Source organism: Pedobacter ginsengisoli, from assembly GCF_030244015.1.
GTDB classification, from domain to species: Bacteria; Bacteroidota; Bacteroidia; order Sphingobacteriales; family Sphingobacteriaceae; genus Pedobacter; species Pedobacter ginsengisoli.
On record NZ_JASSYX010000003.1, the window covers coordinates 1,106,983 to 1,119,297 of the forward strand.

General features: G+C 44.3%; 8 protein-coding genes. 1 reads left to right on the forward strand and 7 read right to left on the reverse strand.

Features of this window, described 5'->3' with window-relative positions; genetic code table 11:
• Nucleotides 1–161: 161 nt before the first annotated feature.
• The 5 genes from QEP08_RS17120 to QEP08_RS17140 form a co-directional block, all read right to left on the reverse strand.
• Nucleotides 162–665: a lipid-binding protein gene (locus tag QEP08_RS17120; RefSeq protein WP_285059817.1), complete on the reverse strand. Its 504-nt coding sequence runs from the start codon at nt 663–665 to the stop codon at nt 162–164.
• 15 nt (nt 666–680) lie between these two features.
• The gene (locus QEP08_RS17125; RefSeq protein WP_285059818.1) at nt 681–1,322 is read right to left on the reverse strand and encodes a DUF5011 domain-containing protein; all 642 of its coding nucleotides are present in this window, start codon (nt 1,320–1,322) and stop codon (nt 681–683) included.
• Between the two features lie 23 nt (nt 1,323–1,345).
• Complete coding sequence (locus tag QEP08_RS17130; protein ID WP_285059819.1) at nt 1,346–2,866, reverse strand: SusD/RagB family nutrient-binding outer membrane lipoprotein; 1,521 nt, start codon at nt 2,864–2,866, stop codon at nt 1,346–1,348.
• Between the two features lie 11 nt (nt 2,867–2,877).
• Nucleotides 2,878–6,060 carry a SusC/RagA family TonB-linked outer membrane protein gene (locus QEP08_RS17135; protein ID WP_285059820.1) on the reverse strand — a complete coding sequence of 1,061 codons (3,183 nt, stop codon included), beginning with the start codon at nt 6,058–6,060 and terminating at the stop codon, nt 2,878–2,880.
• 336 nt (nt 6,061–6,396) lie between these two features.
• Nucleotides 6,397–8,883, reverse strand: coding sequence for a M14 metallopeptidase family protein (locus QEP08_RS17140; protein ID WP_285059821.1), 2,487 nt, complete (start codon nt 8,881–8,883; stop codon nt 6,397–6,399).
• 186 nt (nt 8,884–9,069) lie between these two features.
• Between QEP08_RS17140 and QEP08_RS17145 the strand changes: the two genes are divergently transcribed.
• The gene (locus QEP08_RS17145) at nt 9,070–10,371 is read left to right on the forward strand and encodes a UDP-N-acetylmuramoyl-tripeptide--D-alanyl-D-alanine ligase (protein WP_285059822.1); all 1,302 of its coding nucleotides are present in this window, start codon (nt 9,070–9,072) and stop codon (nt 10,369–10,371) included.
• On the opposite strand, the gene QEP08_RS17150 is transcribed toward QEP08_RS17145, so the two are convergent.
• Together QEP08_RS17150 and ricT are read right to left on the reverse strand one after the other, a co-directional pair.
• A complete protein-coding gene (locus QEP08_RS17150; protein WP_285059823.1) occupies nt 10,354–10,836 on the reverse strand; it encodes a gliding motility lipoprotein GldH in 483 nt (160 codons plus the stop codon). The two genes, QEP08_RS17145 and QEP08_RS17150, sit on opposite strands and share 18 nt — an antisense overlap.
• Nucleotides 10,829–12,313, reverse strand: a complete 1,485-nt coding sequence (gene ricT / locus QEP08_RS17155) for a regulatory iron-sulfur-containing complex subunit RicT (RefSeq protein WP_285059824.1) — start codon at nt 12,311–12,313, stop codon at nt 10,829–10,831. Before ricT ends, QEP08_RS17150 begins: the two co-directional genes overlap by 8 nt.
• Nucleotides 12,314–12,315: the final 2 nt, after the last annotated feature.

Consider the following 12,315-nt stretch of genomic DNA (forward strand, 5'->3'; position numbering starts at 1 on the left):
AATTTCAAAAGTCCGCAATTCCAACCTTGCCTGTGGTTGCCCCATTATATTTTCTGAAAGAAATACAAAATTAATAAATAGGTCTTCTGCTTCTAGTAAAACAAAAGGGGATATCATAATTTATGATATCCCCCCTCTTTTGTGAAGTATTTAAATACGTTTTAGTGATCGTCTCCAGGAAACTTGGTCCGGTGATAACCCCTATACCTGAATAAGCTTTTAGGAGAATCCGAAAAGACCGCATCAAAGGCTATTGAATCCGTTACGGCTTTCGATACAGCGCCAATAGCTCCGTTTTTGATGACTTGACCATTTTTAATATCAACCGTCACTTCGAAATAAAGTTCGTCTGCGGCTGTAGCAGAAAAAGTTTTGTTATTTACATCCACGTTGACCTTGGCTTTTAGTCCATAAAAACTTTGAGAATCGTCAAGCCACATTACTGTTGATGAATTATCTGCTGTATTATAACTCGATAGGCTATAATATGGGCCAAAAGGTGTTTTAATAGTAACATCCCCATTTGGTTGAGTGACTCGCTCTTCTACCTGTACCCACCATTCTCCAGACATATCCTGAACGGCCGTGCCGCCTGCAACCTCGTCCTTTTTGCAGGATGAAAATCCTACAACTAAAAAGGAAAGTATAAATATATATTTTTTCATATGCTTTAACTTAGATTATTGTTTAGTAAATGACCTGCTTTGTGCGCCATAACCCGCATTAGTAAGTGCCCAAGAATACCCTCCCGCCATAGTTGCAACGGTAGATTTAAAAGGACCAACTGCAGAATCCTGCTGTGGAATCTGAATAGACGACCCACTTGGATTTATGCCTATCACCACATCTGTGTTGCCTACAGCTCCACCAGGGTTGGTAATTGTGTAAACGCCCGGAGCCACTTTCTTCCAAACCGCAAACGTTTCAAATCCTGCCCGTTTGTATGACCCGGAATAATCATTGGCTGCCGCATCTGGTTTGGTGTCATATACAACCACGTACCTTGGAGATGTTGCCGAAAATCCGTCAGCATTAGCCGCAGAATAATTTAAGGTGTACACCCCAGCAGCGCCGGTATTGACCGCGCCATCGATTTTTACATCAATTGCCGCATCACCAACACTGGCCTCTGCACCCGGATCAGTAAATGTTCCACCCTTCGCTACATACATGTACTTGTCTCCTTTCACTTGGAGAATAGGAAATACTGTGACTTTTGATATACCAACCATTCCTTCGGGATAATCAAAGGAATCCTTCTTGCATGAAAATAATGACATGCTTAGAAGTCCTATTGCTATTATATTTAAATATCTTTTCATGATTCTATCTTAATTTAAAACTACTACTTGCCCCACCATACTTTGGTGGTGATAGGAACTTCAGCTGGCGTATTGCTATTTCTGTCCGTAGAAGAGGAAGGAAAAACCAACCGTTTAGGGAACCTTCCGCCAGTTACGCCGTTTTTGGCATATACCCATTCGCCACCATGGTCTATGGTCCTCTCTGGGTCAAGAGGTGTAGGATCTGGTTCTGCGCGGTATTTAGGATCTGTAGAATAAACCGCACTGATTCGAGGATATCCAGTCCGCTGTTGCTCAAAGAAACCTTCCAATGCATGCGAGCCAGGGAATGAAGCCCATTTCTGAACAATGATTTGCTCCAATTTTTCTTCAAGAGAACCCCCGGTTTTATATGCATAAGCGGCAGGAATATCACTGTCCTCAAAACCTGCCGCAGCAAATGCTTTGGACACTCCCGAAGTATACTTCTCTTTGGCTCCAGCACCACCGGAATATCTTTCCAAAGCTTCAGCCTGCATAAAATCAGATTCGGCAGCGGTAATGAACCAAACAGGATCCGTAGCGCTTTGTGCAGCGACCGTAGCGCTCGAATACGTTGGCTGTTCTGCGGTAGTTGCGGCAAAATCGCCTTGATGAATACCAACCGGTGTAAGGGTGCCGAAATAAGTCGAACCTCTAGGATCATCATATCTATCCAGAAAACTGGTAAAGGTAATGCTAGCCCTGATATTCGTCGTAGTGTTCAGCCTTCTGATGTTGTATTCATAAAAAGGATTACTGTTATTAGGCGTTCCTTCAAATTCTGCAATTCCAGCATCTTGCTCAAGGAAATTTGCACCTTCAGCATATAATTTGTCGATACCAGCTTTTGCCTCAGCAGGTTTTGCATTCACCATTCTCAAGTACATCTTTAATTTAAGTGTATTTGCAAATTGAACCCATGTATCCATATCTCCACCAAAAAGGAAATCTGTTTTCTCCTGCGAGGCGGTCAATGTTCCACTTTGGAAGTCTTTAGCCAATGCAGCGTCAATCTCTGCTAATAAGCCAATATAGATACTATACCCGTCATCAAATTTAGGCTGAAGGTTTGCACCCCCCTGAAATGCTTCTTTATATGGCACCTGATCATAAAGATCTACAAGGACCTGATAGGTATACGCCTTTAACGCAGTTGCCATTAAATTATATTTCCAATCGCTCCTTGCTTGTGCCTTTTGGATCGCCAGATTGTAGTCCGCTAAGGCTCCCGCAAACAATTCATTATATGAGCCATTCAAATCAAACCTGGTTAAATTGTAAGTATCGATGGTCTTGTATTGATTGGAGGCAAAAGACTGTGTCCAATACTGCGACCAAATCCCACCTAATATGGCCAGCTCACCTCCCACTCTACCTGCAGTAGACAAAGTAGCAGCAGGAAATAAAACTTCAGGTGATGCTTCTTCAACGCGGGGGTTATTTGGGTCTTCGTTAATGTCTAGTGTTTTCTTACATCCAAACGTTAAGAAAACTAAGGCCGCTAAAACCAACGGCTTATATTGTATATTTAATTTTTTCATCGTTCTTGAGATTAAAATGTAACTTTTAGCGCAGCTCCAAAGAATCTTACCGGTGGAGCGGTTCTAAACTCACCAAATTCACTGGCTAAATCAACACCCTGATTGGAAACTTCCGGATCAATGGTTCTATTAGATTCAGGCAACCAGGTCAATAGGTTTCTTCCGAAAAATGTAAGTGAAGCTTTGTCCGCCAAAATTTTTGAGGCGATTGATTTAGGTAATGAATATGACAGCGATACCTCTCTCAATTTTAAGAATGTTTTGTCCAAAATACGGTTGTTGTAAACCAGGGCTTTATTCGTCGTTGGATAATAATAATCATCGATCTTGCCTTCAGTAATAGGCGTCATGTTTTCTGTATATCCCGTCAGGTTACCATTTGCGTCCACCAGCTTTTGCACAGAATTAGGGACAATAAATGGCCTGCGATCGTTAAAAGTACTCTTCACGTCCGCCCCGACAAAGTTCAGCAAATCTGCTGTTCCAGAATAGAACACACCACCTTTTTGATAATCAAGCGTAAAGCCTAAACTGAATGCTTTATAACTGAAACTATTGGTCAAACCCATCGAGAAATCTCTTTGAATGTCTCCGTAATTTTTATTTTCAGGAGAAACTATTGGAAAACCAGTAGCATCTACAACGATTTTACCATCCGGTGAATATTCCGGACCAGGAGCCTGGAAAACACCAAGTGGTTTTCCTTTTATAGCAACCAGTTGTGCATCATAAGCAGAGTTGATCACCACTTTTTCTAATCCCCCTGGAAGGTCCAGTACCTCGTTTCTTTGTCTGCTAAACGTATACGTCATGTCCCAGTTGAAATCTGTCGTTTTAACCGGTTTTAGATTCAATGCCGCTTCAATACCTCTTACACGAACCTTACCAAAATTTAAGTACTGGAAAGTATAGCCTGTAGATGGATCAATAGGAACCGGCAAGATCTGATCTATCCTGTCTCTATTGAAATAAGAAACATCTAAACCAATCCTGTCACTCAAAAACCTGATATCAGCTCCAAATTCATATTCTTTCACACGCTCAGGCTTCAGCTCAGGATTGTTCAATACGTTTGAAATGGAATAACCCGGAACTCCTGAAACCGGGAATAGGATATTACCAAAACCCAATGGAATATTAGTGGCATTCAATACATTGTATATTCTGTAGGGATCGGTATCACTACCTGTTTCTCCATAACTAGCCCTTAATTTTAAGAAACTAATTGGGGTAGATTTCAAATCAATAGCTTCTGATACCACATAGGCCAAACTCGCTGCAGGATAAAAATAACTGTTTTTCCCCGTTGCCAAAGTAGAAGACCAATCATTTCTACCTGTTAACGTTAAGAACAGACTGTTTTTATACCCAACTGTACCGGTTACGTATGCACCAAATAAACGCCTGTGGATTTGACTTTCACTACTTCTTGGTTTATTTGCTGAATTACTTAAGTTGTAAAAGCCTGGTACCGCAAGGTCCTCAATACCGGTGATTAAAATTCTAGAGCCTCTGTCGTTAAAGTTGGCGCCAATAAGACCATCAATATCGAAATCGCTCGACAGGGTTTTCTTAAAAATCACGTTGAACTTTGAATCGTATTCAAAGGTTTTGAAAGATTGCTCGATCACGTTACCTACATCAGCTGCGCGACTTTGACCTTCAACGTTTCCACCATCGTTATAACTTCCTGGAGTTGGGGCATTTTTATTGTGCCAGATTTTAGCTCCGGAATTATCCACATCTGCTCCTTGCTGGAATTGCAGGGATAACCAATCGTTAATTTTGTAGCCAAAATTTACGTTTCCATATACACGATCATTTTGGTAACGTGCTCCGTTCTCATATAGTGAGTAGTACGGGTTTTCAGCATATGGAGTAAAATAATTATCTACGTTGAAGAACTTGTTTTTATAGTCTCTCAAATCATGGATAGGAATGTCATTTGGAATCTGAATGATATCCTCGTAAAAAGAAGATCCAATTCCAGAAATAGACTGACCTTGCGCAATAAACTTCTGACTCTTGGCTACGTAATTAACCGATCCGTCCATGGTGAAGTTACCGGCCTTAGTAGACGCCTTTAACGTAAAGTTATTTCTTTTATAAGAATCATTATCTGAAGGAAGATATCCATCGCTATATACATTGCCATAAGAGAAATAGTAGGTAGACTTTTCTGTACCTCCACTTAATGCGATATTATTGTTAAACTCCGTACCGGTAGTTAAGGCATCTCTTACGTTGTTTTTGATGAAAGAAAAAGGCTTCAGCAACTGAGAATTATCAACAATTGCTCCCCATGGCCTAAGTTGACCATCGAACTTAGGACCCCAGTTTCCGTTTTCAGATTCAATGAACGTACCGTCCCAGCCCTGACCGAAAATATCTTGCGGTTTCCAGACATTGGCAACTTGCGTTAGGGTAGTCGCATGCGAAAAGTCAACAACCGTTTTACCCTGTGCACCTTTTTTAGTGGTGATTAGGATTACACCACTCGAACCACGTGATCCATACAATGCAGTTGCTGCAGATCCTTTAAGGATACTCATGCTTTCAATATTGTTTGGATTGATGTCATTGGCATTGTTACCAAAATCGTAATTGTCATCAGAGCCAATGCTGGAATTATCCAAAGGAACACCATCAATGACATAAAGAGGCTGATTGCCGCCAGTGATTGAAGTAAAACCTCTCAGGATAACTTTGGTTGATCCGCCCGGTGAACCAGATGTATTTGAAATGGTAACGCCGGCTACTTTACCCTGCAAACCACCCAAAAGACTAACCGCTGCAGATTTATTTATTTCTTCTGATTTTACCGTTGTTTCAGCATATCCGATCGTTTTCTTTGCCCTGGTAATACCAAGAGCGGTCACCACCACTTCGGTTAATGATTTCGAATCCGTTACCAGCACGATGTCTGCGACATTTCCTGAAATCGCAACTGATTGAGTCGCATAACCAAGATAAGAAAATTCTAATGTTGTAGCCCCTGATGGCACTGAAAGTGCATACTTACCATTTGAGCCAGTTTGAGTACCAATTTTTGTACCCTTAACTAAAACTGTTACTCCAGGAAGTGGCTGCCCATCATCCTTTCCTGTAACCGTACCAGTAATTGTTCGGTCTTGCGCCATCGCAGAGCCTGCGACGAACAGCAATATGAACAAACTTTGTAAAAGTTTTTTCATAAAATATAAAATTTAGGTTAGTTAATAATGGGCTAAATATACCGATTTTAGTATGCAAGCATAATTATTTTATAATGATGAAATATTATATGACAATATTATGACAGATTAGCGGACTCGATACTGACACGTTTACCAAGTTTCGCCAAACAATATTTCCATTAGTTCATAAAAAAAGAATATTGTTCTGACTAGGCGTCACAATGCGGATTTTCACCAAATATTTAACTTTCTTTAACATCTAAGATATCGATTGTAACGAAATAGACGTTGAATCTGCCTTGCAAATCTATAGCTTTGAATATCTGACAATTAATCGATCTGAAAGACCACACCTCACTCCACCAAAAAAACAGCATTCATAAACATCTGCTTTCCATTCTCCCAAAAAGACCTGAAAAGAATGTCACTGCCAAGGTACACCACACTACCCTTCCCCATTTTCTGAACCCCAAACAACATCCCGTTATTCAGGCGCTTCAACACAGATTTGCCCGCTATACCGGCAACATAGCTATTGGCCTTCAGCGTCCCGACACTCCATTCCCCGCCCAGCGGCTCATAGATCTTGTCATCGGTCTTTAACGCATGATAGTAACTGCCCAATCCCGCAGCCAGCGGATGGCTCTGGTCCAGGTCAACCTTAAATATTGCCCCCGGAATGGTATTGGAAAGATCATCCTGGTTACGTTCACCGTATTTACGTGCCGGTTTTAGCTTAGGATCTTTTATAACCTCCTTGATTTTAATCTCATAAGGCTTCTTACCGGTGAAACCTGAAATTGCATTTTCAAACAGTACCAGTTTCCCTCCTTTGTTTACCCAGTTTTCCAGTCGCAGCGGCAGATCATCCTCATAAGTACCATCAGGAATGATCAATACATTTATTTTATTGATATCCAGATTGTCCAGATTTTGAATATTGACCATAGTCACCTGATGGCCCAGTTCCTGCTCAAAAAAATGCCAGATTTCACCCACCCCCTGAGCTGAGGTAGCATATCCGCCTAAAACCGCAATTTTCGGAACGCTCAATACCCTATATACAGATGAGCCAAAGTCCTTGCCTTTATCCACATATCCGCTGGCAACCACATAGTTCGTCAACTTCAGTTCCTTCACGATACCGTCAATCTTCCCGGTCAGGCCCTTCACGGTTTTCTCATTTTCGGCCCTGTACACCAGCAGCGTTCCTGAAGAAAAGCTGCGCGTCCCAATCGTAAAGCCTTCCTCAGCCACCCTGACCTTTACCCCCGCCTTCTGCAAAGCCAGCAATACACGGGCATCTTCCGCTGAACCCCAGTCAAAGATCCAGGCATAAGGTTTATCAGCCAGTAATGCCGGCGTGGCCCTTTCTTCAGGCGCACCATACATTCCTTTCAGCGCTTCTTTTAACGCATAGCTCTTTAACCCGTACACATAAGGCAGGGACCAGGCTGTAATGTCATAAGTATTTGAATCCCGGATTTCCGTTTGCGGCTCAAACAGCACATTGGCCAACACTGCCGCCGGCTGCTGCAGATTTACAATCAGGTCATTCCGTTCTATTTTAAAACCCTCTGTTTTTTTGTTTTCATAATTGAAACCCCGGGCATTTCTTTCTCCGCCAAAAGCATATTCAATCCCATTCTTTTTTAAGAGTGCCGCCAGCGTTTTGATACGCTTCAGGTTTTGAGCTTTAACCACATAAGCCTTATAAATACCAGGAGGTGAACTGACCGACCGTTCAAAATACAGCTTAAACTCAGCCACCAGTTTGTCTGCATTTTTACTTACTGTTTCGAGTGTGGCCAAACCCGTGGTGTAATGATGGTCAATCCGGTCTTTGAGCGTCAGCGTATCGCCATCAATGGTGATGACCGCCAGACCTGCACCAATTCCCCCCTGCTCATAGGTCATACCCACTGCACCATTATATAAAGGATACGTATCCCCATAAGAAGGGTAGAGCAGATCAAACCGTTCCTTAGTAAAATACTGCCAGCCCTGCTCATCAAAATATTTTGCGTTGTTCTTGCCTACCGTGATCTGAAATGCCCTTTGCCATGGAGTCACATCCACATGAATGGGTTCTGCCGCCGGAGCAAAATAATAAGGTTCATTATAGTTTTGCTCATGGAAATCAACATGGACTTCGGGCATCCACTGGCGGTACAGCTTCAGCCTTTGCTGGGTTTCCAGCTGCGTCTGCCAGGCCCAGTCCCGGTTCAGGTCAAAATAATAATGATTGTACCTGCCGCCCGGCCAGGGTTCATGATGCTCCCTTGCCATGGGGTTCAGATTGGGCTTCCTGCCGCTCACTCCGTTAAAATAATTGAGGTACCGTTCCCTGCCATCCGGATTCAGGCAGGGATCAATGATCACCACCGTGTTTTTCAGCCAGCCCCCGATCTCCTTTGTCTTGCCCTCACTGAGTGAAAACAAGGTCCTCATCGCCGTCTCACTGGAACTGGCTTCATTGCCGTGCACATTATAACTCAGCCACAATATGGCCGGATGACTTCCCGGCTTCAGTTCCCGTCTTTCCGCCCTGCTCAGGCTCAGGTTGTTTTCCCTGATCTGCTCCAGCCGGTCCATATTCTCCTTTGAAGAGATGACCGCCACCAGCAACTCCCTGCCCTCATAGCTTTTGCCATAGCTGATGAGTTGTATATTCTTGTCCCTGTCCGCGATATATTTAAAATAGTCCACGACCTTATCTGTCGCCGTAAACCTGCTGCCCAGCGGATAGCCCAGGAAAGCATCCGGGGATTTAACCTGGGCATCCGCAGCATTCCGGATGCCGCTGACTATAACCAATAAGGAAATCAAAAACCATTTCATATCAGATATTAATGTACAAAATACTGAAGATAATTTTTTGTTTATCTTTCATAAGATATATTTGCTGCGTGTTAATCGCAGTTACCAGGTTAACCGGGCCGTCATTGCGAGGTACGAAGCAACCTCTGTGCTATTAAGATTGCTTCGTACCTCGCAATGACGAATTGATTATCAATACTTTCCCACATGAGCACTATAGACTCCCTGTATCAGCGTTTTTTAAAATACCCGTCCATCTCTACAGATACCCGGAATATTGCCCGGGAATCCATCTTTTTTGCCCTAAAGGGCGATAACTTTGACGCAAACACCTTCGCCGAAAAAGCGCTGACCAGCGGGGCAGTCTACGCCGTCATCGACAACATTGCCTACAAGACCAGCGACCAGTGCATCCTTGTTCCCGATGTGCTGACCACCCTGCAGGACCTGGCCAGGCACCACCGTTCGCAACTCAACATTCCGGTCATCGGACTGACCGGTACCAACGGCAAAACCACCACCAAAGAGCTGATCAATACCGTGCTCTCCGAAAAATATAAAACCTTTGCCACCAAAGGGAATTTAAATAACCATATCGGTGTCCCCTTATCCGTATTGTCCATCACCGGAGAGACCGAAATTGCGGTGATCGAAATGGGCGCAAACCATCAAAAAGAAATTGAATTTTTGTGCGGCATTGCCCAGCCCACACATGGCCTCATTACCAATGTAGGCATGGCGCACCTGGAAGGATTTGGCGGATTTGAAGGTGTAAAAAAAGGCAAGGCCGAGCTTTATGCCTGGCTGAAACAACACCACGGCTTCGCGTTTATCCACCGCGACAACCCGTACCTGCTGGAAATGAGCGCCGCTGCCGGTCTTAATAAAGTGGTCTATTACGGTTCTGAATCTACAGATGCGGTACATGGCAAATTACTAAAAACAGATCCTTTAATTGAACTTTCCTGGGCTACGGCAAAGGGTACATATTCAGCATCTGTTAATTTAACAGGCGCTTATAATTTTGAAAACGCAATGGCCGCCATTTGTATCGGGCAGTTCTTTGAACTGAGCCCGGAACAGGTCAACGCCGGTCTTTCCGCATACCAGCCAAAAAACAACCGCTCCCAACTCACGAAAACCGAAAGCAATACTGTGATCTGTGATTTTTACAACGCCAATCCGAGCAGTATGTCAGCAGCGCTCAAAAACATCTCGCTCTTAAACTCCCGGCACAAAACTGTAATTATCGGGGATATGTTTGAACTGGGTGATGAGTCAGCGGTACAGCACGGCCTGATTGCCGGCGAAGCCGCAGCACTTCATGCCGATGAACTGATCCTGATCGGCAAACATTTTTATGCATTAAAAGATAAATATAAGGGAACGTTCTTTCATACACCGGAAGAAGCCGGAGCATATCTTCAGGCAAATCCTGTAAAGAACAGCCTGGTCCTGCTTAAAGGATCAAGAGGAATGGCACTCGAAAAGTTACTTCCGCTGCTCTAAACTGACCACTTTAATCCCCGCGTCACTGATCTCCTTCAGTGGATTATCACGCATGTTCTGTTCAATGGCAAGCTCATACTTACCAGCTGCCGGAAACCTGTAATTGGTCAGCAGCGGCATTACATAAGTATATAAATTTCCGGAACCCGAACCATTCCATTGTCCGTCAGGCTCTGCCAGCTTATATTCATAACGCCGGGTCTGTTTCTTTTGATCGCCACCTTTGATCTCAAAAAGAACAAAAATGTTGGCGTATTTATAATCACTGGTATGACGAAGTTTGAAATAGATGCTGACCGGTTTGCCGGCATCTTTGATCTCGATGACCGTCTTCACTTTATTCGCATAATTCCAGTTGCGCGCAGGCATAGACATATTACTGTCCACGATCGTGTTGGCGTCGCAACCGCTAAACAGCGCGATCACTACCCCACAAAAGAAAATTAAAGCACGAAAATTATTCATTCTTAGGCTTATCCTTATTTTTCTTCCTCCGGTTTTTATTCCTGTTCCTGTTGGCAGAAGGCTGCCCCTCCCTTGGCGTCTGACCTTCAGCAATTGGCGAAGCCATCCCGCTCTGAGCAGCACCCTCTCTCTGATCTGCCAATGGCTTGTTTCCAGGCTGCTGGCCTCTGCCCTGCGGGTTCGGCCTGTTTTGACCGCTTTGCCCGGCCTGTTTTGGCTGTCCCTGCCTGCCTTGCGGAGCCTGCCCGCCTGCTTTCGCCTGCTGCTGCCCGCCCGGTCTGGCCTGCTGAGGTTTTTGTCCTTTTTCAGGTCTGCCGCTATTGTTCCTGTCGTTATTACCGCCTTTATTCCGGTTATTTTTATTTTTGTTACGGTTCTTATCGTCCAGCCTGGTCAAACTGTCCTGACCAACCACATTCTCGTAATCAGGTGTTTTTTCAACTACCGTTACCGGTGTCAGCGCTGTGGCTTCCTCTTTCAGGCTAACCGGTTTCTGACCACGCTTGTTCATCGCCATGATCTCTTTCACCCGGTCGACTTTCAAGGGGATCCAGTCCTCTGTATTTGGATAAGCAAACCACATCACCTTTTTGAAGATGTCTGTTTTCTGGTGACGGGCCACGCCAATCTCCGTTTGCAAGCTGTCTATGCGATCAGGAATATCCTTGAGCGCATCCAGATAAGTGTCCAGCTCATAGTTCAGGCAGCACTTCAGTTTTCCGCATTGCCCGGCCAGCTTCAGTGTATTCAGCGAAAGGTTTTGATACCTTGCCGCAGCGGTCGACACTGTTTTAAAATTGGTCAGCCAGGTAGAGCAGCACAACTCACGTCCGCAAGATCCAATACCCCCTAGTCTGCCAGCTTCCTGGCGCATGCCGATCTGGCGCATCTCGATCCTGATGCGGAAAGTTTCCGCCATTTTCTTGATCAGTTCCCTGAAATCCACACGTCCTTCGGCAGTATAAAAGAAAGTAGCCTTTGTTTTATCTCCCTGGTAATCTACATCGCTGATCTTCATGGAAAGGCGCAGGTCCAGAGCAAGGGTACGCGCCTTGTGCATGGTTTCCCATTCCAGTCCTTTGGCAATTTTCCATTTCTCCACATCAGCCTCTGTCGCCTTGCGGTACACCTTGCGGGTCACCTGGTCAAGCGGGGTCTTTCTGCGCTTCATCTGCATCCTGACCAGTTCCCCGGTCAGTGATACATGGCCGATATCGTATCCGCCAGTAGCGCCTTCAACAGCAATCAGCTCGCCTATTTCCAGATAGATGTTGTCATTGTTCAGGAAAAACTCTTTCCTTGCACCTTTAAATTTAACTTCTATGACCTGAAAAGGTTTATAATTAGATGGCATGTCCAAATTAGACAGCCAATCGTGAACATCCATTTTTCCGCAGCCGCCTGTAAGGCATGAGCCATTACTTTTGCATCCTGCGGGGGCGCAACCGCCTCCTGTAGAACAACTTCCACATCCCATAA